The organism is Nocardia panacis (assembly GCF_003598715.1).
In the GTDB taxonomy this organism is placed as follows: domain Bacteria; phylum Actinomycetota; class Actinomycetes; order Mycobacteriales; family Mycobacteriaceae; genus Nocardia; species Nocardia panacis.
The window spans coordinates 434,237-454,301 of record NZ_QZFU01000023.1 but is presented as its reverse complement, the minus strand read 5'-3'; the positions used below and the strand labels follow the sequence as shown (position 1 = coordinate 454,301).

The following is a 20,065-nucleotide window of genomic DNA, read 5'->3' as shown; positions in this document are numbered from 1 at the left end:
GGAGATTCCGATGGATCATCCCCTGGTTCTCGATCCGACCGGAACCGATATTCAGGGCGAATCCGTGCGGATTCGGGAGCGCGGCGCGGCCGCGCTGGTGGAGTTGCCCGGCGGCGTGCGGGCGTGGTCGATCACCGATCAGGCGCTGCTCAAGGGATTGCTGGTGGATTCGCGGGTGTCCAAGGATGCCAAACAGCATTGGCCCGCCTTCATGGCCGGGGAGATACCGCCGGATTGGCCGCTGTTCCTGTGGGTGGCGGTCAGCAATATGTTCACCGCCTACGGTGCGGACCATCGACGGCTGCGCAAGCTGGTGGCCCCCGCGTTCACTGCCCGGCGCACGGAGGCGCTGCGGTCGCGTATCGCCGCCATCACCGCCGAACTGCTCGACGAGTTGGCTGCGACGGCCCGCCGCGACGGAATCGTCGATCTGCGTGAGGGTTTCGCCTATCCGCTGCCGATTCGGGTGATCAGTGAGTTGATGGGTGTGCCGGAGGAACTGAATCCGGGCCTGCGCACCTGTGTGGACGGCATCTTCGACACCTCGCTCACCCCGGAGGAGTCGCAGGCCAACTATCTGGAGATGTACCGCATTCTCACCGAGTTGGTCGCCTTCCGTCGCGAACATCCCGGCGACGATATGACCAGCCTGCTCGTCGCGCCTGCGGACGAGGGGGCGCAGCTCACCGAGCAGGAACTCATCGATACGTTGCTGCTGGTGATCAGCGCGGGCCATGAGACCACCGTCAACCTGCTCGATCAGGCGATTTCCGCGCTGCTGACCCGACCGGTCGAGCGCGCGAAAGTCCTTGCTGGACAGGTGAGTTGGTCGGATATCGTCGAGGAGTCGCTGCGCTACGAGGCTCCGGTGGCCCATCTGCCGCTGCGCTTCGCCACCGACGATCTGGAGCTGGGCGAGGGGATCCGCATCGCCAAGGGCGATCCGATCCTGGCCTCCTACGCCGCCGCCAACCGCGACCCGAAGATCCACGGCGACACCGCCGATGTCTTCGACCCCACGCGCCCCAACAAGGAGCATGTGGCCTTCGGCTACGGGGCGCACCACTGCCTCGGCGCGCCGCTGGCTCGACTGGAGGCCGAGCTGGCCCTGCCCGCGCTGTTCGAGCGATTCCCGAATATGGGTCTGGCGGTGGATGTTTCGGAGCTCGGGGCGGTGCCGAGCTTTATTTCGAATGGTCATCGGCGAGTGCCGGTGACATTGGGGGAGTAGTCCCGGACCTGCCGCCCGGTGTGGAGTCGACCCGCCGGGCAGCATCCGATCTCGAGCTTGTCGGGCTCGCCAATCATGCTGCGGCACTGAGGGGATCGCCTTCCGTGGTCGTCGTCGACAGCTATCCGCTACTGGACTGTCGATCGAGTATGCCCGAATCCGCGGTGTCGCCGGAGGGTAGTCCCGCCATGGGTGGGAAGCCGGTTTGTATTCATGTGACACAACGGGATCGGCTCGCGGCGTTCCCAGTCGTGTGAATCGGTCGGTCTCGACACTGTGACAGGATCTTGCGCGACAAGGGAGGAGTCGGTCCAGCAATGCGAATTCGTACCACGAGGTGTGTCGAGAAGGGGCATGCCGAATTCACGGCGACGTTGTCGGATGCCTCCATGCAGAAAACCGGCCTAGTGCTCGCGTTCCTGCCGCTCCTGGAGAAAGCTGTACAGGGCGGACGCTGGTTCGAGCCGGGGCACCCGGTTCCGCTCGGCATGCGGGGCCTGCGAATTGTCGCCCGCGACGATGACACGCTCGGATTCGAGGAAAGAACCGAGTCGGGGGAGTGGACCGAACAGGTCGACCAAACGCTTGCCGAACACGTGGCGCAGTTGAACGCCTGTGACAGGCTCGGTCTCCCGATATCCCAAGACTGGCTGCACGAATCCGATCTGGCCATCATCCAACCCTGCGCGCTGGAGTCGGAGTCGATCATCCTCGATCGCAAGGTCGACAGCTCCTGGAAGGGTCATTCGGGTTGGCGAGTCTTCTGCGGTACGGCGCACGAACATCGAGATCTGACCTATCCGCCATTGTCCGAGGTGGTGGCGGCCTGCCCGTCCGCGGCGCAGTTTCTTCGGTTGCCCGACCGCGGACGAGTGTCCTTCCAGCCACCGGAATCGCCGGATGGAGTCATCGCGGTTCATGCGTGGTATCAGGAGGAGCTACTGAATTCCGGTCAGCCGACGTGGTTTCCCGAACTCGGGCACCAATTTCCTTGGATCCGCCGTGCGCTGTGGGAATTCGCTCCGGGGCACTGCCGGACCTCGGTGGGTGAGTCGGCAGGGTTGCCGGATGTCGTTGCGCGAGTGAATGATCCGGCCGCCGGTGATGTCAGCTGGGTGCTCGACGATATCCAATACCGGATCTGCGAGGAGGGGTTCCGGTTCACCGCAGGGCAAACCATCCAGTGCGGTGCGCGAACATTGCGGTTGATCGACCGACCCGATGGATTCATCGGCCTCCAGGAACGCCTCCCTGGCAACGAGTGGTCCGAACAGGTGGACAACACCCTGCGTGAACAATCGCGGCAGCGCCGCTTCCTGCGCTCAATGGGGGCGCCCGACGATTGGCTCCAGTTCCCGGCCGACCATCAGCAGGTCCGGGTCGGCTGGTGTGTGAACGAGACGACCTCGGCGCTGGTGTTCGCTCGTGCCGAGGAGGACGGCCTTTCCCGGTTCAGCGGCTGGACGCTGACCTGCGACCGAGAACACGACCACGCCGCCGAGAACGCCAGGCCGATCTGGGAACTGTGCGAGTCGTTCCCGTTCCTCGCCCAGCTCCTGCCCCTGCCTCCTAATCTCTCCGTCCACATCGATCTGCCTGGTGGCGCGGCGTCCGATGCGATCCGGTTCCGCATTCTGACGCACGGTTTGGAGATTGTTCGAGATCCCGACTTTTGTTGAGTAGTCAGGCAATCAGGCTTGGGCAGGAATTGGGCGCGCGGCCTGCGCACGGACACTGATCAGCCGAGCGCGGCCGCTCGCTCGGCAAGTACCGGCGCGAGGGTGCGCAGGGCGGAGATCGGGTCGCTGCCGAGAGGCTGAACGGCGACGTGATCGGCGCCGGCCCGCAGGTGTTCGATCAGCTTGTCGGCGACCTGCTCGGGGGTGCCGTGGGCGACGACGTCATCGGTGATCCGGTCGGTGCCGGGCGCGGTGAGATCCTGCTCGGTGTAGGGGAAGCGCCGCAGATTCTGGACGTAGTTGGTCAGGCCCAGATAGAGGGTGACGGTGTCCCTGGCGATGGCGCGGGCGGCCTGCGGATCGGCGCCGAGGACGAACTTGTGTTCGGGCGCGAGGAGCGGATCGGATCCGATGGCGGCGCGGGTGGCGGCGGTGTGCGCGGTGGGCACGAAGTACGGGAGGAGGCCGCCCGTGCGCTCGGCCGCCAGTGCCGCGACCCGAGGCCCGAGTGCTGCGAGCAGTCGCCCTTCCTTGGGGACTCCGGCGGCGTCCAACTCGTCCAGATATTCGACCAGCGCGTCGTACGGCTTGCGATACACATCGGTGTGCTCCCGATGCCCCGCCCCGATGCCCAACCGGTACCGACCGGGAAACCGTTCCGCCAGACGGTGATACGTTTCGGCCGCCGCCTTCGCGGGCGAGGCCCAGACATTCACGATGCTCGGCGCGACCACGATCGACTCGCTCGCCGCGAGCAACTCCTCATACCCCTGCCAGTCCCCGGCGGGCGACCCGCCGACCCAGATGGTTCCGTACCCCAACTCCTCCAACTCGCGCACCAGCGGCCCGGTGATCGCCGGGTACATCAGCCACACGCCAAACTTGCCGAACATGTCATTCGTCATATGAATCCCGAACATCCCACCGGCCCTCCGCATTCCGGGGGGTGCCGTATGCGAGATGGTGGAACGCCGGGCGCAGGAGGGCGGCGATTCGGTCGGGAGTGGCGGTGTCGAGGGCGGGGAGTCGCAGGAGATGGCGGGACAGGACCGTGCCGAGGGTCAAGGCGCTGATCAGCGCGGCGCGCAGGTCGGCGTCGTCGGGGGAGAGGTGGGCGGCGGCCTGGGTTTGGCGGGCGGACATGGCGGCCTGGATTTCGGTCGCGGCCGCCGGGTGGGTGAACATGGCGCGCAGGGCGGCGAGTGCGTCGAGCGGTTGTTCTTCGAGTTTGTGGGTGAGGGCGGCCAGGAGTTGTTCGGCGGCTTCGGAGGGGGTTCCGCTGATCTCGGCGTCGGGTTCGACGCCCGCGACCTTGGCGAAAAGGTCTGCCTTGGCACCGAAGTAGCGCATGACGAGGCCGGGATCGGTCTCGGCCTCGGCGGCGATGGCGCGGATGGTGGTGGCCTCGAAGCCGGCCGCGGCGAATTGGCGGCGGGCCGCGCGCAGGATGCGCGACTCGGTGCGGCGGCGTTGTTCGGCGCGGTTGCCGGATTCGGGACTCATGCGGTCAGTCTACGATGTTGACTGAAGCGATCCGGCGCGACTAATCTCAGTCAACACTGTTGACTGAATAGAAGGTGATCCGTCGTGTGGCATACGATCCTGCTCTCGGCACTGGCCGGACTCATGGGTGCGAATGCGATTCCGCATTTCGTCAAAGGTATAGTGGGAGAACAGTTCCCGAACGTGTGGGGGAATTCCGCGCTGCGCAACTCGGTGGCCGGAACCCTCGGGATCGGGCTGGCGGTCGCCTTCGGGTATTGGGCGGATATTCCGACCCACATGGCGGCGGCATTCTTCAGCGGCCTGATCGGAGCTCTGGTGATGGCGGTGTTCCATGGGCTGGGCGGAGCGTTCCGGCTGAATTCCGCCCTGAAACTGACCAATCCGCCGCGCGCGGCGGCCTGAGGCGCACCTCCGGCCGTGCGCGGTTCAAGGGCGCTGCGCCGATAGCGCGCCCATTGGGTAGCGTCGGGTGGATGGCCGCACCGCGCACACCGCTGTTCACGCCGGGAACCCGGAGGTTGGCCGAGGTGTGTCGGGGGCAGGTCCCGGTGCTGACCCGGCGGTTGCTGACGGCGATCTTCACCGACAATCCGGAATGGACCGACTATTCGGCGGTGGCGCGCGCGGATCTGCGGGATGGCTGTCGGCGCTACCTGACCCGAATTCTCGATGTGTTGACCGGCGCCGCGGTCGATCCGGATCGCGATGATGTCGCCGCCGCCATCGGACGGTTGCGCGCCGAACAGGGCGTGCCGATGGAGGCGATGCTGCGCACTTTCCGGCTCGGCGGCGGCATTGTCTGGGAAGCGTTGCTGGACAATGCCGAAACGGTCGGAATCGGCCCGCAGGAAATTCGGGAGACCGGAACGGCGATGTGGACGGTGATCGACGGTTTGTCCTCGGCACTGTCCACCTCGTATCGAAATACCCAGCTGGAGCAGGTGCGTCGGGACGAGCGGCGCAGGCATGCCCTGATCGAGGATCTGCTGGCGGGTCGCGCGCACGATCCGGCCTTCGCCGCGCAGGCCGCGCGCGAATTGAATCTGCCCGCACACGGCGCGTATCTGGTGGTGGCCACGGCGGCCCCGCTCGATGGCGCGCCGGTGCTGCCCGGTGCGGAAACGGTGTTGGCGGCGTTGGGGATTCGCTCGCTCTGGCACAGCAGGGTGGACAATACGATCGGCGTGATCGCGCTGGAACATCGCGATCAATCGGCCGTCCTGCTGCGGCTGCGCGAGCTGATTCGCGGACGCGCGGCCTGCTCGCCCGCGGTTCCTGTTCTCGCCCAGGTGGATTCGGCGCACGAGTTGGCGCTCGTCGCGCTGGAGACGGTGCCCGAGGACGCCGTCGAACTCGCCGCGCTCGACGAGCGCTATCCGGAGGCGCTGCTGGTCCGCTCCCCGGATCTGACCCGACTGCTGACCGAATACGCTCTCGGTCCGGTCTTGGCGCTGCCCGCCAAGGATCGCGATGTCTTGCTGGAAACCCTCGCCGCCTGGCTGACCTACAACTGCTCGGCCGCCAATGCCGCGCTGCGCCTGCACTGTCACCGCAACACCGTGTTGAATCGCTTGCAGCGCATGGAGACCCTGCTCGGTCGATCGCTCGATGGCCAGCGCGTTTACCTCGAAATGACGCTCGCTCTCACGGCGCTCGGCCTGACCGGCTCGCGCTGAGTCGAGCCGCCTACTTTCGAGTACAGATTGGGCGCAGCGCCCATTTTGGGGCGGTGAATCCTGGGCTTTGCGGGCATTGTGTGTGCATTCTCGGCGCGCGACACTCATCCGACATGGTCCGCGCCACAACCACGGCGCGGGCGAATCATTTCGAGATTGAGGAGCACCACGAGTGCCGGAATTCGATCTGCTGGTGGTCGGTGGTGGACCGGGCGGATATGTGGCCGCCATCCGCGCCGCCCAGCGTGGTCTGTCGGTGGGTCTGGTGGAGAAAGAGCGCCCCGGTGGTGTGTGCCTGAACTGGGGTTGCATTCCGACCAAGGCGATGCTGCGTTCCGCCGAGGTCTACCAAACCGTGCGCGCCGCCGCCGAATTCGGCGTGCACGCGGAGAACGTTCGCTTCGACTACCCGGCCGTGCGGCAGCGCAAGGACGGCATCGTCAAGCAGTTGACCGATGGCGTCGCGGGTCTGCTCGCCGCCAATGGGGTCACCGTGCTGTCCGGGCACGCCCGCTTCACCGGACCGTTGAGCGTCGACATTTTCGAGAACGGTCCGTCGCCCATCGGCGAATACGGTCCCCGCTACGCCGCCGCACCCGGTGAACTGCTGGACAAGGCTTCGGCGAAGGACGTGATCATCGCGACGGGCTCGGTGCCCGCCCGCCTGCCGATTCCCGGCGCGGACCTGCCCGGCGTCATCACCTCCGACGGCGCGTTCGGACTGACCGAGGTGCCGGGGCGCATTGTCATCGTCGGCGGCAGCGCGGTCGGCGCCGAATGGGCGAGCCTGTTCGCCACCTTCGGCAGCGAAGTCACCATTGTCGAGATGCAGGACCGGCTGGTGCCCGCCGAGGATGCCGATATCGGTGCCGCACTGGGCCGTTCGTTCACCAAGCGCGGTATCACCGTGCTCACCGGCGCGACGGTCACGGCCATCGCCGAAGGTCTGCGGGTCACCGTGGCCGGACCGCAGGCGCGCGAGATCGAGGCCGATGTGGTGCTGGTCGGTGTCGGCCGTAAACCCAACACCGCCGACCTGGGTTTGGCTGCGGTCGGAATCGTCACGGACGCGCGGGGTTTCATCCCCGTCGACGACCAACTGCGGACCGGTGTGCCGCACGTGCACGCCATCGGCGATGTGACGGGCCGCGCGCTGCTGGCGCACGTCGCCTCGCACCAGGGCCTGACGGCGGCGGATGTCATTGCCGGACACGATGTTCGGATCGACTACGCCGCCATCCCCGCGGCCACCTTCACCCATCCGGAGATCGCCAGTGTCGGTCTGACCGAGGCCGCCGCCCGCGCCGCCGGGCACGAGGTGATCACCGCCCGATTCCCGTTCGCCGCGCTGGGCCGCGCCCAATCCTTCGGTGACACCGAGGGATTCCTGAAGATCGTCGCGGGCGCCCGGCACCGCGAGGTGCTCGGGGTGCACATCATCGGCCCGTCGGCCAGCGACCTCATCACCGAGGGCGCGCTGGCCATCGCGCTGGAGGCCACCCTCGACGAGTTGGCCGACACCATCCACGCCCACCCCACCCTCGGCGAGATCGGGATGGAGGCCGCGCTGACCGCGCTCGGCCTGCCCGTGCACATCGCCCCGCGAAAGCGTTGAGGAGGATTCGATGACCGAGACAATCGACCGCGCGCCACACCTTTTCGCCGCCGAGGATCCGCAGACCCTGCGCGGCTACTACCGGGACATGCTGTTCGTGCGCCGCTTCGAGGAGCGCACCGCACAGGGCTACGCCCAGGCCAAGATCGGCGGCTACTGCCACCTCAACCTGGGTGAGGAGGCCACGGTGGTCGGCGTCGGCGCGGCCATGCGCCCGACCGACTACCTGTTCACCAACTACCGCGAGCACGGTTACGCCCTGGCCAAGGGCATCGAACCGGGTCGGGTCATGGCCGAGCTGTATGGCCGCAGCACCGGAACCTCCAAGGGCTGGGGCGGTTCCATGCACATGTTCGACACCGCGACCCGCCTACTCGGCGGCTACGGCATCGTCGGCGGCCAACTGCCCCTGGCGGTCGGCGCGGCACTGGCCATCGACTACCGCGGCGGCGATGACGTAGTCGTGTGTCAGATGGGCGATGGGACGACGAATATCGGCGCGTTCCACGAGTCGCTGAATATCGCGGCGCTCTGGAACCTGCCCGTGGTCTTCATCGTCATCAACAACCAGCTCGGGATGGGCACCACCGTCGAGGCGTCCTCGGCCGAACCCGACCTCTACAAGCGCGCCGCCTCCTATCGGATGCGCGGGGAGCAGGTGGATGGCACCGATGTGCTCGCCGTCCGCGATATCGCCACCGACCTGGTGGAAACCGCTCGGCGCGACGGGAAACCGGCGCTGCTCGAGGCCATCAGCCATCGGCTCAAGGGCCACTCGGTGGTCGACCCGGCCAAATACCGCAGCGGCGCGGATGTCAGCGCCGCCCGCGAATCCGATCCGGTGGTTCGGCTGCGCGCGGAGCTGATCGAATCGGGCGTGCTGGACGAGACGAGCGCCGAGGAGTTGGCGCGCGAGGTGGAGGCCGGGGTCGACGCGGCCGTGGCCTTCGCCGACGCCAGTCCGCATCCGGAGCCGTCGAGCCTGTTCGACTACACCTACGCCACGCCCGTGGCCGGGGTTTCCCCCAGGCTCCCCGCCGATCCGCTCTTCTGACCGCGCCGGACGCGAAAGGACAACCGTGCCTGTCATCACCTACCGCGAGGCGCTGCGCGAAACTCTGCGCGAGGAAATGCGTCGCGACCAAGACGTCTTCCTCATGGGCGAGGAGATCGGGATCTTCGAGGGCTCCTACAAGATCACCGCCGGAATGCTCGCCGAATTCGGCCCCAAGCGGGTCCGCGACACCCCGATCGCCGAAGAAGGTTTCGTCGGCGCGGCCATCGGCGCCGCCATGCTCGGGCTGCGACCCGTCGTGGAGATCATGACGATCAACTTCTCCCTGCTCGCCCTGGACCAGATCGTCAACCACGCCGCCAAGATCTACGGCATGTTCGGCGGACAGACCAGCGTGCCGATGGTCATCAGGACACCGGGCGGCGGCGGACAGCAACTCGGTGCGACGCATTCGCAGAATATCGAGCTCTACTACGCGTTCGTGCCCGGTCTCAAGGTCGTCGCGCCCAGCACGCCCGCCGACGCGCGCGCGCTGCTGCGCGCCGCCATCACCGATAACGACCCGGTGCTGTTCCTGGAGAACCTCGCCCTCTACAACACCAAAGGCGAAGTGCCGGACGACCTTCCGCCCGCCGAGATCGGCAAGGCGGCCATCACCAGGCCGGGAACCGATATCACCCTCATCGGCTACTCGCGCATGGCGACGGTGGCCACCCAGGTCGCCGAAAGGCTGGCCGCCTCCGGCATCTCCGCCGAGGTGATCGACCTGCGCAGCCTGCGTCCACTGGACCGCGACACCCTCGTCGCCTCGGTCCGCAGAACCGGCTGCGCCGTGGTCGCCGAGGACGACTGGCTCACCTACGGTATCGGCGCGGAGGTCGCCGCGACGATCTCCGACGGCGCGTTCGACTACCTCGACGCGCCCGTGCGCCGGGTGGCCGCCGCCGAGGTGCCGCTGCCCTACGCCAAACCGCTCGAGCAGATCGCCCTGCCGTCGGCCGACTCCCTGCACGCCGCCGCCCTGGAAACCCTTGCCGCCGTGGGCAAGCGGCGCTGAAACGAGGACAGATATGCCCGAGATCACCATGCCCAGGCTCTCCGACACCATGGAGGACGGCGTCGTCGTCACCTGGCTCAAACAGGTCGGCGACAAGGTCGTGCGCGGGGAGATCCTCGCCGAGATCGAAACCGACAAGGCCCTCATGGAATTGGAGGCCTACGACGACGGGGTGCTGGAGCGCATCCTCGCCGAGCCGGGAAGTCGGGTGCCGATCGGGACGCCGATCGCGCTCGTCGGGGACGGGAGTCGGATCGGGGACACCGCTCCCGTGGCGGGCGCCGGGGCCGCCCCCGATGGTTCTGCCGTGCCCGAAACGGTGGTCGATTCCGAACCCGTTGTGGCACAACAGGTTCTCGCACGCGACGGGCGGCCGAAGTCCTCACCGCTGGCACGAAAGATCGCCGCCGAGTTGGGTGTCGATCTGCTTCAGGTGCCCGGCAGCGGCCCCGGTGGACGAATCATTCGCAGCGATGTGGAATCCGCCCACGGCGCGGGCGCGGCTGCGGCGCAAGCCGCGGCGATTCCGGCGCAGGTAGCCGAAACCGCCACCCGTCCGGTGGCAGCGGGCGACTACATCGAGGAACCGCTCAGCACGCTGCAACGCGTGGCGGCCAAGCGATTGACCGAGAGCAAACAGCAGGCCCCGCACTTCTACCTGACCAGCGCGATCGATGTCACCGACCTGCTGGGCTTCCGCGCCGAGATCAACAAGACCCTCGAGGCGGCGGGCAAACACAAGGTCAGCGTCAACGACCTGATCGTCAAGGCGGTGGCCGCCGCGCTGCGTGCCGAACCGGCGGTGAACGTCTCCTTCGCGGGCGATAAATTACTGCGGCACAACGGTGTTCATCTGGGTGTCGCGGTGGCGGTGCCCGCCGGACTCGTGGTGCCGGTGATCCGGGACGCCGATCGCAAGGGCGTCTCCGAGATCGCCGTCGAGACGGTCGAGAAGGCCGAGCGCGCCCGCGCGGGCCGACTGAAGGCCGACGAGATGACCGGCGGCACCTTCACCATCTCCAACCTCGGCATGTTCGGGATCGAACAGTTCGCCGCCGTCATCAACCCGCCGGAGGCCGCCATCCTCGCCGTGGGTGCGGCCACCGACGAACTGCGTCTGGCCGACGGCGAAGTGGTGGCCCGCAAGATCCTGCGCGTCACCCTGTCGGCCGATCATCGTGCCGTCGACGGTGCGACCGGCGCCCGCTTCCTGCAACAGTTGCGCGGCATCATGGAGCACCCGCTGCGTATCGTCACGTAACTTCTCACGCGACATACGTACCTTCCACCGTCCGATGCAGTGCCGATCGGGCGGCACGGATAGCCGGATGGTCGGCGGTGCCTCGGCGGTAGGCGAGGTGGGTGCGGCGGCTGGTCGGCAGCGGTGTCAGCGTGAGGGAGGGCGGCGGGTGAGCGATGCCGAGTTCGGGGACGAGTGCGACGCCTTGGCCCGCCGCCACCAAGGCGAGCACCGTGCCGAAATCGTCGGCGTGGTGGCGGATTCGCGGCGTGAATCCCGCTGCCTGGCAGGCTCTTACGGTCATGGTGTGGCACAGGGTCTCGGGCGTGCTCGCGATCCACGGCGAATCGCGGTGTGCGGGGAGCGATTCGGTGGAAAGTGCGGCGAGATAGATGGTTTCGGTGAGCAGGGGTTCGGTATCCAGGGCCGGATCGGGTTCGACCGGGACGTAGTCGTAGTCCTGGACCAGGGCGATATCGAGGGTTCCCGCGCGCAGCGCGCCGGGGGCCAGTGCCGGATCCAGTTCGGAGACGAACAGTTCCAGGCGCGGATGGGCAGAGCTGAGCGCGACGAGGGCGGGGGAGACGATGGTGCGCACGGCGGTGGGGAACGCGCCGATCCGCAGCGCGCCGGTGAGTTGGGTGCGGGCGTCGGCGAGTTCGGCGGTGGCCTGTTCGAGGACGGCCAGAATGGTCTCGGCATGGCCGACGAGGGTGCGGGCGGCCGGGGTCAGCCGCACCCGTCGGCCGGTGCGTTCGAGCAGTGGGACGCCCGCCTCCCGCTCCAGCGCCGTCAACTGCTGGGAGACGGCAGACGGCGTGTAGTTGAGGGCGGCGGCGACGGCGGCAATGGTCTCCCGCTGGGCCAATTCGCGCAGCAACCGCAGTCTGCGAATGTCAAGCATCAGTCCACCTTATGCTCGACCACAGATTTGTGAACTGGACCTGATGATTCGGGCGGGCGAGGCTGAAACCATGACGCTCGCAGGTCTCTTCGTCCCGCTGGTCACCCCGTTCACCGAGGACGGCGCCTTCGCGCCCGACGCGCTGGAAACCTTGGCGCGATCCCACCTGTGCGACGGTGCGACCGGATTGGTCGCCCTCGGCACCACCGGCGAACCGGCCACCCTCACCTCACCGGAGCGGGCTCGGGTTCTCGAGATCTGCGCGCGGGTCTGCGCCGAGTTCGACGCGCCGCTCATCGTCGGTGCGGGTTCCAATGCCACGGCGGCTTCGATCGAGGCCGTCACCGCCCTGGACGGGCGAATCGCGGCCGCGCTCACCGTGGTTCCGTACTACACCCGCCCCTCGGAGGCGGGCGTGATCGCCCACTTCCACGCCATGGCGGACCAGAGCCCGGTGCCGCTGATCGTCTACAACATTCCCTATCGCACGGGCCGCACCCTGAGTGCCGACACCCTCCTGGAATTGGCGGCACACCCCAATATCGTCGGCGTCAAGCACGCGGTCGGCGCGATCGACGACACCACGATCGAGCTGATGCGCAGGCGGCCAGCGGATTTCGCGGTCCTCGCCGGTGACGATCTGTATCTGACCCCGCTGCTGGCCCTCGGTGGCGCGGGCGGCATTCTGGCCTCGTCGGCGGTCGCCACGGCGTCGTTCGCCGAACTGATTCGCGCTTGGCGGGAAGGGCGGGTCGACGAGGCGCGCGCGCTCGGTCATCGCCTGTCCGCACTTTCGGCCGCACTGTTCGCCGAACCGAACCCGACCGTCATCAAATCCGTTCTCGCGGTTGGCGGCCGAATTCCCGCGCCGACCGTGCGACTGCCATTGTTACCTGCCGGTAAAAATGCCGCGGAGGCCGCTCTCATCGCCCTCGACGAATTTTCGACCGCCGGATATTAAAAAATGCACTGGTGAATTCGCCGGAGTGATGTAAGGCTGAACCGGTGACACATCCTCCGGATAGCGCGGCGTCGGCACAGGACCCGGCGAGCGACAAACTAGACCCCGCGGTGCTCAGGATCGCGGGCGTGGTCGTGCTCGGCTCGATCATGTCGATTCTGGACATCAGCGTGGTCGTCATCGCGCTGCCCACCTTCCAGGACACCTTCCAGACAACCACCGCCGTCGCCGCGTGGACGATGACCGGCTACACCCTGGCCTTGGCCACGGTCATCCCGCTCAGCGGCTGGGTCGCCGACAGATTCGGCACCAAACGCCCCTACATGCTGGCGATCACCCTGTTCGTGCTCGGATCCGCGCTGTGCAGTACGGCGTGGAATATCGAATCGCTCATCGCATTCCGCGTGCTGCAGGGCTTCGGCGGCGGCCTGCTCATGCCGCTCGGTATGACGATCATGACGCGCGCCGCGGGTCCGCAGCGCATCGGGCGGGTTATGGCGGTGCTCGGCGTGCCCATGCTGCTCGGGCCGATCAGTGGCCCCATCCTGGGCGGCTGGCTCATCGGCTACGACTGGAAGTGGATCTTCCTGATCAATGTGCCGCTCGGCATCATCGGGCTCATCCTGGCCTTCACCATCTTCCCGTCGGACAATCCCGAGCCGCGCGAATCCTTCGATCTGCTCGGCATGCTGCTGGCCTCACCGGGTCTGGCGGCCCTGCTCTACGGTATCTCCTCGATTCCGGGTGAGGGCAAGGTGCTCGCGCCGAAGGTGCTGATCCCGGCGATCATCGGCGTGGTGCTGCTGGCACTGTTCGTGGTGCACGCGCTGCGGACCGAACATCCGCTGATCGACCTGCACCTGTTCCGCAACCGCTCGGTGAGCATCGCGGCAGGCACCATGATCATGTTCGCCGCCGCCTTCTTCGGCTCCGGCCTGCTGCTTCCGCTGTATTTGCAGCAGGTGCGCGGTGAATCGGCCATGTCGGCGGGTCTGCTGCTGGTGCCGCAGGGTCTGGGTGCGATGCTCACCATGCCGATCGCGGGGCGCCTGGTGGACAAGATCGGCCCCGGCAAGATCGTCATGACCGGTATCGCGGTCATCACCATCGGCGTCGCCTTCTTCACCCAGTTGCACGCCGACACCTCCTACCCGCTGATCCTGGTGGCGCTGTTCATCATGGGTCTCGGTATGGGCTGCACCATGATGCCGATCATGACCGCCGCGATCCAGACGCTCACCCATCACCAGGTGGCGCGCGGATCCACGCTGATGAACATCATCAACCAGACCGGCGGCTCGATCGGTACGGCCACCTTCTCCGTGCTGCTCACCAACGCGTTGAAGAATCACGAATTCGCCGGTATCGCCATGGCATACGAGCACGACCCGGCGAAGATGCAGCAGGCGGGCGTCAAGCTCAGCGAGGATATGCTGCACGCGGGGCTGCAGCAGGCGTCGACGGCCTTCGGAAATACCTACGTCGTCGCGGTGGTTCTGATCGCCCTGACGCTGATCCCGGCGTTCTTCCTGCCGCGCTCGAAACCCAAGACACCTATACAGGACGCCGAGGCGTCCATGATGGTTTAGGCGTACCTCCGCGTGGGTTCGCGGCAACCCACTAGGGTTGTTCGGATATCCGGCGTCCATCGCGCTCGCGATGGACGCCGGATCGTGTTCCGGCGCCGGATCATTCGGGAGGTCCGATCATGCGGCTGCTCATCACCGGTGCGGCGGGCAGTATCGGCGCCCTCGTCCGCCCGCGCCTGGCCCGCCCCGATCGGGTGCTGCGACTGCTGGACCTGCGGCCGGTGCCCGATCCCGCCGCGGGGGAGGAAACGGTGATCGGTTCGTTCACCGATCCGGCGACGATGGCCGCCGCCTGCGTCGAGGTGGACGCCATCGTGCACCTGGGCGGTATCAGTCGCGAGGACACCTGGGAGCGGGTGCTCGCGGTGAATATCGATGGCGCCAGGACGGTCCTGGAGGCGGCGCGGCGCGCGGGTGTCTCCCGTGTCGTACTCGCCTCCAGCAATCACGCCGTCGGGTTCGCGCCGGTCGGCCCGGAACCGATTGCCGCCGAGGCGCTTCCCCGCCCCGATACCTACTACGGGGTGAGCAAGGCGGCGACCGAGGCGCTGGGTGCGCTCTACCACCACCGATTCGGCATGGACGTGCTGTGCGTGCGCATCGGCCACTGCGCCGAACGCCCTTCGAACCTGCGCGATCTGTCGCTGTGGCTCTCACCCGATGACTGCGCCCATCTGCTCGACACCTGCCTCACCGTGAAGGACCCCGGCTACCGGTTGATCTGGGGTGTGTCCGCGAATACCCGCGCCGCCGCCTCACTGCGCGAGGCCAGAGCGATCGGCTATCGCAGCGCCGATAATGCCGAACGATTCGCTCCCGATATCGATACCGCGTCATCGAATATGCCCCCATTTATCGGGGGTCTATTCTGTGAAACTCCGCTCGGTGTACCGAATCCGCAATAGTCCGAAATATTGCGCGATGCGCATACTGACCGTCCTGTCATGTGACGTTTGCGGGTTTCGCGGAAATTTCAGGCGTAGCGGGCGACGAATTTCTCCAGCGAGCGGTGGATGTCGCCCTTGACGGCGCGGGCCACCCCCGCGCCGATGGGACCGAAAAGCGGTGCGCCGCCGAGTTCGAGGTCGACGGTGACCTCCGAGCCGGAACCCTTGGGTGCGACGAGAAGTTCGAGTCCGAGTTTGGTGCCGCCCTTGCCCGCGCCGCGCAGCACCAGCCTGCGCGGGGGTTCGGCCGCCTGCACGGTCCAGGTGACCCGATTGCGCAAGCCCTTGACCGAGGCGATGCCGACGAGTTGGGTTCCGGCGACCAACTCATCGGGCACCGCGCCGCGCCACGCCTCGTGCATGGTCAGCCAGTCGCCGAGTGCGGCGAGGTTGGCGGTATGCGCCCAGGCATCGTCGGGCGGGATCGGCACATCAACGGACACCTTCAGCTTTGCCACTCGCGCATGCTAACCGGTGCGGGCGGTCTTGCCGGGGAAGGTCAGCGCCACCAGGAAAGTCAGCACGACGATGCAGACCGCGGCCGTGAAAGCGGCGGTGATCCCGCCGACGAGCACCTGTTCCGGCGAGCCCGTGGTCGCCCGTGCCGCCGTGCCGAAGATGGTGACCAGCACGGCCAGCCCGAGCGCCGATCCGGTTTGCTGCAGCGTTTGCAGCGCACCGCCCGCCGCACCCGCGTCCTGTGCGGGCACGGTCGACATGATGATCACGTTCAGCGGCGAGAAGGCCAGTCCGAGACCGCAACCCAGCAGCACCGTGGCCACGAACAGCATGGGGAAGTAGCCGGTGTCGGTGCGCAGCAAAGCGAGCAGGGCCAGACCCGTTCCCATCAAGACGGTCCCGGTGATCGTCAGCGGCTTCGGGCCGAGGCGGGGCAGCAGCCTCGGGATGAGCCGAACCATGACGAACATCAGCGCAGCCGTCGGCAGGAAGGCGAAACCCGTTGCCAGCGCGCTCATTGCGCGCACTTCCTGGAGGTACTGGGTGAGGAAGAAGAACATCGACATACCCGCCATCGGGCCGAGGAACATATTGGCGTAGGCGGCGGCCCTGGTGCGATCGGCGAACAGGCGCAACGGCAGCAGTGGTTGCGCCGTACGGAATTCGATGGTCAGGAAGGTGGCCAGCAGTGCGGCGCCGATGGCCAGTGTGAGGACGGTGGTGGTATTGCCCCAACCGTCGGCGGCGGCGTGGATGAAGCCGTAGACGAGCGTGGCGATACCCGCCGTCGCGGTGAACGCGCCCGGCAGATCGAGTCGTGCGGGTTGGCGGACCGAACCGGGCAGGTAGCGCAGGGCGAGTACGGCTGCGGCCGCGCCGAACGGCACATTGATGAAAAGCGCCGAGCGCCAACCGAACCACTCGGTCAGCAGTCCGCCGATGATGAGCCCGATCGCGAAGCCCGCGCTGGACATGCCGGAGAACAGCGCCAGCACGCGGATTCGCTGCTTGGGCTCGGTGAAGATCGTGGTGAGCAGCGCGAGGGTGCTCGGACCCGCCATCGCGCCGCCGATGCCCTGTGCGATGCGCGCGCCGATCAACCACGGTGCGGTTGGGGCGAGTCCGCCCACCAGTGAGGCCAGGGTGAATAGGGTGATCCCCACGATGAACAGGGTGCGCCGCCCGAACAGGTCGCCCGCGCGTCCGCCGAGCAGCAGCAGCCCCCCGAAGACCAGCGAGTAGGCATTCATCACCCAGGACAGCCCGGTGGTGCTGAAGTGCAGGTCGGTGTGGATGCGGGGGAGTGCGACATTCATGACGGTGATGTCGAGGACGATCATCAACTGGCAGGTCAGCAGCGTGGCCAGCACGATACCCGGCCGAATTCGGTCGGTGGCGGGCGCGCGAACGTCCGCGGGAATGGTGTTGGTAGACAAGGATGCTCCAGGAACCGATAAGCGGAGACAGTCTCCGCTTGTACCGGGTTAGCATATGGAGAGCATCTCCGTTTGTGCAACCCTAACCGGAGAGTTCATCCGTTTCCACTGGAGGAAATGTGGGCACACCAGCGCCGGACCGGCCGATGCGCGCCGACGCGCGCCGCAACTACGGACTGATCCTCGAGGCCGCCCGCGACGTCTTCGCCGAACGCGGGCCGGAACTGGGGTCGCTGGACGAGATCGCCCGCCGGGCGGGCGTCGGCCCCGGCACCCTCTACCGTCACTTCCCCAGCCGGGACGTGCTCATCGAGGCCGTCTATCGATCCGCCATCGAAGGGATCTCCGCGCGCGCCTACGAACTACTCGAACAACTCCCGCCGGGAGCGGCGCTGGATCAGTGGATGCACGAACACGTGCGCTGGGTGATCGAACGGCGAAGTCTCGCGGTGACATTGAAGTCGATGATCGACCACGACTCGGACACCTTCATGCTGTGTCGGACGATCATGACCGATGCGGCGGGAGCCATTCTGCGGGCGACGCAGGAGTCCGGGGAGGTGCGCGCGGATCTGGAACCTCGGGACCTGTTGCGGTTCGGGCACGGGATCGGGGTGGCGTGCGAGACGATGCCCGCCGCGGCGGATCGGCTGCTGGCGGTGGCGCTGGACGGGATGCGGAAGTAGGGCGGTTGCCTCGGCAGGCAGCCGGGGCAACCGCCCGGTCATCAGAGGTCGCAGCCCGCGCCCAGCAGCTCGTTGACCAGCGAGTCGGAAAGGGTGACCCTGGTTCCGACCCTCTCGAAGGTCAGTTGGGGTGCGGAGATATTGGCCTGCATGGCGCAGGCGACCGTCCCGCCATTCAATTCGATATCCACATTGGCATGGGCCAGGCCCGCACCGATCACCGACGCACCGGCGAGCAGCACCGCGAAAGCACCTGTCTTGACGAGTCGCATGAGATAGTCCTCCTTCGAATCGCAGTTGGGTACTTCAAATTACGGTGCAGATCCTGCCGGCACGGCGCCGATCGGTCCGGTAGCCGCGACATTCGCGCCGGTCGGCCGCGAATGTCGGCCCGTCAGGCGAGGCAGCCCTTGGCGGTGAGCTGTTCATACAGCAACTCCGAGACGGTGACGGTCCGTCCGACATTGGTGAGACTCAGTTGCGGTGACTCTATTCCGGCCTGCTGCACGCAGGAGACCATCTGGGATGTCACGACGACCATGGTATCGGCGTGCGCGGCCCCGGCGGCCAGCACCGCGGCGGTCGCGAACAGTAGTCCGACAACACCTTTCCTGACCAATCGCATGGAAAATTCCTCCTCGGGTCGGTACCTCGAATGTCGACCGATCCTGCCGGCAACAGGGCGAGTCTCGCATTTCGAGGCGTCCCTGGCGCGGCGTGTGTCGGCCCGATGGCCCCGCCGATATCATCCGTCGGTGACCGGATATGACCACGACCCTTTCGATCAACTTGACACCTCGGTGCTCTCGCAGCGTCAGCAGCGGATTCTCGCGACCATTCGCGACTGGGTCGTCCGGTATGGATATCCGCCCAGCACAAGGGAAATCGGCGATGCGGTCGGTCTGCGCTCCACCTCCTCAGTGTCCAAACATCTGAACAGCTTGGAGGAGAAGGGATTTCTGCGGCGCAGCGGTTCGGTGTCCCGGCCGATCGATGTGCGGATGTTCCTGCGGTCGACCGAAACCCGCGTCGCGGACAGTGATTCGGTCCCGGTGCCGGTGGTCGGCGATATCGCCGCGGGCACTCCGATCCTGGCCGAGCAGCATGCCGACGAGGTGCTCACCCTCTCCCGGCAACTGGTCGGGCGCGGCAATGTGTTCGCGCTGCGGGTGCGCGGCGATTCCATGATCGATGCTGCCATCTGCGACGGCGATATGGTCGTCGTCCGCCAACAGCACGAGGCGCACTCCGGCGATATCGTCGCGGCCATGATCGATGACGAGGCCACCGTCAAGGTCTACCGCCGCCGCAACGGCCACACCTACCTCGAACCGCGCAACCCGGCCTATGGGGTGATCGATGGTGATGCGGCCGTCGTTCTCGGGCGGGTCGTCTCGGTCATGCGTCGGATCTGAGGTCGGTTCGGGGACGTGGGGCGGTGGCGCTGAAACCTGCGAGCAGAGTGTCAGCACAGCGAGGGCCGGCAAGGCCGGGCGTGGTGCGTGCCGGCGGCTATCGCGCCGACGAGGAGCGGGCCGCCCGCATCGCCGAGTTCGCGGCCCACCTCCGTGGGCACCCATGGTTTGGCCGAGGCGATCTGGGGGAGCGGTGGCCGCCAAGCGCGTGAAGCCGAGGGGCGGGACCGGTCCAACGCCCGCACCGATGCGCGGGGCCGCGAGGACTACGCCCACCGCGGTGGATTCGAATGCGGTGACGAATCCTGCGGCATAGAGGGGGAGTAGCGGTGCGGATTTCAGTCGATCCGTGAACATCGCGAATTCCTCGTGACGGCAGGAGGTTCGGCATTTGCGAATGCAATTCGCATGGATGACAGAGGATTCGGTCAATTCTAGTGGCTTGGTCGGTGGTTGTCCGTGCGCGCCGAAGGGAATTCGGCGCCCGCCGCGTCGGCGGGGCTTGGAACCTCTGATTTGTCGGTCTCGGAGGTGGGATCGCTCAGAATTCGGAAACGGCGGCAATAGCGTTCCGGCCGATCATCGGCGTGTCGCTCTCGATGGGGTATCGGCCGATAAGTAGTCTGCGAAAGCCGAAGATCGGATTCAG

The 20,065-nt window shown here is 66.8% G+C and carries 20 protein-coding genes; 13 read left to right on the top strand and 7 right to left on the bottom strand.

Going from position 1 to position 20,065, the window contains the following annotated elements:
- The first annotated feature begins 10 nt into the window (after positions 1 to 10).
- Together D5S18_RS20965 and D5S18_RS20960 are read left to right on the top strand one after the other, a co-directional pair.
- Positions 11 to 1,231 carry a cytochrome P450 family protein gene (locus D5S18_RS20965; RefSeq protein ID WP_120042729.1) on the top strand — a complete coding sequence of 407 codons (1,221 nt, stop codon included), beginning with the start codon at positions 11 to 13 and terminating at the stop codon, positions 1,229 to 1,231.
- Positions 1,232 to 1,548: 317 nt separating this feature from the next.
- Complete coding sequence (locus tag D5S18_RS20960) at positions 1,549 to 2,910, top strand: hypothetical protein (protein ID WP_120042728.1); 1,362 nt, start codon at positions 1,549 to 1,551, stop codon at positions 2,908 to 2,910.
- A 59-nt stretch (positions 2,911 to 2,969) separates the two neighbouring features.
- Here D5S18_RS20960 and D5S18_RS20955 read toward each other — a convergent pair whose 3' ends face one another.
- Together D5S18_RS20955 and D5S18_RS36145 are read right to left on the bottom strand one after the other, a co-directional pair.
- Positions 2,970 to 3,803 (bottom strand): TIGR03620 family F420-dependent LLM class oxidoreductase, encoded by an 834-nt coding sequence (locus D5S18_RS20955; protein WP_239003900.1) that lies wholly within the window; start codon positions 3,801 to 3,803, stop codon positions 2,970 to 2,972.
- Between the two features lies 1 nt (position 3,804).
- Entirely contained in the window at positions 3,805 to 4,413 is a 609-nt protein-coding gene (locus D5S18_RS36145; protein ID WP_120042726.1) for a TetR/AcrR family transcriptional regulator, read from the bottom strand.
- A gap of 84 nt (positions 4,414 to 4,497) precedes the next feature.
- Between D5S18_RS36145 and D5S18_RS20945 the strand changes: the two genes are divergently transcribed.
- From D5S18_RS20945 to D5S18_RS20920, 6 genes are all read left to right on the top strand, one after another.
- Positions 4,498 to 4,818: a hypothetical protein gene (locus D5S18_RS20945; RefSeq protein WP_120042725.1), complete on the top strand. Its 321-nt coding sequence runs from the start codon at positions 4,498 to 4,500 to the stop codon at positions 4,816 to 4,818.
- Between the two features lie 71 nt (positions 4,819 to 4,889).
- The gene (locus D5S18_RS20940; RefSeq protein WP_120042724.1) at positions 4,890 to 6,092 is read left to right on the top strand and encodes a PucR family transcriptional regulator; all 1,203 of its coding nucleotides are present in this window, start codon (positions 4,890 to 4,892) and stop codon (positions 6,090 to 6,092) included.
- A 172-nt stretch (positions 6,093 to 6,264) separates the two neighbouring features.
- Positions 6,265 to 7,707: a dihydrolipoyl dehydrogenase gene (gene lpdA, locus D5S18_RS20935; RefSeq protein ID WP_120042723.1), complete on the top strand. Its 1,443-nt coding sequence runs from the start codon at positions 6,265 to 6,267 to the stop codon at positions 7,705 to 7,707.
- Between the two features lie 10 nt (positions 7,708 to 7,717).
- Positions 7,718 to 8,761: a pyruvate dehydrogenase (acetyl-transferring) E1 component subunit alpha gene (gene pdhA, locus D5S18_RS20930; protein WP_120042722.1), complete on the top strand. Its 1,044-nt coding sequence runs from the start codon at positions 7,718 to 7,720 to the stop codon at positions 8,759 to 8,761.
- Positions 8,762 to 8,795: 34 nt separating this feature from the next.
- Entirely contained in the window at positions 8,796 to 9,779 is a 984-nt protein-coding gene (locus D5S18_RS20925) for an alpha-ketoacid dehydrogenase subunit beta (protein ID WP_203236847.1), read from the top strand.
- 13 nt (positions 9,780 to 9,792) lie between these two features.
- On the top strand, positions 9,793 to 11,040 hold the full coding sequence (locus D5S18_RS20920; RefSeq protein ID WP_203236834.1) for a dihydrolipoamide acetyltransferase family protein: 1,248 nt from the start codon (positions 9,793 to 9,795) through the stop codon (positions 11,038 to 11,040).
- A gap of 4 nt (positions 11,041 to 11,044) precedes the next feature.
- On the opposite strand, the gene D5S18_RS20915 is transcribed toward D5S18_RS20920, so the two are convergent.
- Positions 11,045 to 11,923, bottom strand: a complete 879-nt coding sequence (locus D5S18_RS20915; RefSeq protein WP_120042720.1) for a LysR family transcriptional regulator — start codon at positions 11,921 to 11,923, stop codon at positions 11,045 to 11,047.
- Between the two features lie 70 nt (positions 11,924 to 11,993).
- Between D5S18_RS20915 and dapA the strand changes: the two genes are divergently transcribed.
- From dapA to D5S18_RS20900, 3 genes are all read left to right on the top strand, one after another.
- Complete coding sequence (gene dapA, locus D5S18_RS20910; RefSeq protein ID WP_120042913.1) at positions 11,994 to 12,884, top strand: 4-hydroxy-tetrahydrodipicolinate synthase; 891 nt, start codon at positions 11,994 to 11,996, stop codon at positions 12,882 to 12,884.
- A gap of 44 nt (positions 12,885 to 12,928) precedes the next feature.
- On the top strand, positions 12,929 to 14,473 hold the full coding sequence (locus D5S18_RS20905) for a DHA2 family efflux MFS transporter permease subunit (protein WP_120042719.1): 1,545 nt from the start codon (positions 12,929 to 12,931) through the stop codon (positions 14,471 to 14,473).
- Positions 14,474 to 14,592: 119 nt separating this feature from the next.
- Positions 14,593 to 15,378 (top strand): NAD-dependent epimerase/dehydratase family protein, encoded by a 786-nt coding sequence (locus tag D5S18_RS20900; protein WP_120042718.1) that lies wholly within the window; start codon positions 14,593 to 14,595, stop codon positions 15,376 to 15,378.
- Positions 15,379 to 15,446: 68 nt separating this feature from the next.
- Here the strand turns inward: D5S18_RS20900 and D5S18_RS20895 are convergent, their stop codons facing one another.
- Complete coding sequence (locus tag D5S18_RS20895) at positions 15,447 to 15,878, bottom strand: type II toxin-antitoxin system Rv0910 family toxin (RefSeq protein ID WP_120042717.1); 432 nt, start codon at positions 15,876 to 15,878, stop codon at positions 15,447 to 15,449.
- Between the two features lie 9 nt (positions 15,879 to 15,887).
- Positions 15,888 to 17,315: an MFS transporter gene (locus D5S18_RS20890; protein ID WP_239003899.1), complete on the bottom strand. Its 1,428-nt coding sequence runs from the start codon at positions 17,313 to 17,315 to the stop codon at positions 15,888 to 15,890.
- Between the two features lie 119 nt (positions 17,316 to 17,434).
- On the opposite strand from D5S18_RS20890, the gene D5S18_RS20885 reads away from it, so the two are divergent.
- Positions 17,435 to 18,001 (top strand): TetR/AcrR family transcriptional regulator, encoded by a 567-nt coding sequence (locus tag D5S18_RS20885; protein ID WP_120042716.1) that lies wholly within the window; start codon positions 17,435 to 17,437, stop codon positions 17,999 to 18,001.
- A gap of 41 nt (positions 18,002 to 18,042) precedes the next feature.
- Here the strand turns inward: D5S18_RS20885 and D5S18_RS20880 are convergent, their stop codons facing one another.
- Together D5S18_RS20880 and D5S18_RS20875 are read right to left on the bottom strand one after the other, a co-directional pair.
- A complete protein-coding gene (locus tag D5S18_RS20880; RefSeq protein ID WP_120042715.1) occupies positions 18,043 to 18,273 on the bottom strand; it encodes a hypothetical protein in 231 nt (76 codons plus the stop codon).
- 122 nt (positions 18,274 to 18,395) lie between these two features.
- Entirely contained in the window at positions 18,396 to 18,626 is a 231-nt protein-coding gene (locus tag D5S18_RS20875) for a hypothetical protein (protein WP_120042714.1), read from the bottom strand.
- A 130-nt stretch (positions 18,627 to 18,756) separates the two neighbouring features.
- Here D5S18_RS20875 and lexA point away from each other — a divergent pair, with 130 nt between their 5' ends.
- On the top strand, positions 18,757 to 19,416 hold the full coding sequence (lexA, locus tag D5S18_RS20870; protein WP_120042911.1) for a transcriptional repressor LexA: 660 nt from the start codon (positions 18,757 to 18,759) through the stop codon (positions 19,414 to 19,416).
- Positions 19,417 to 20,065 lie beyond the last annotated feature (649 nt).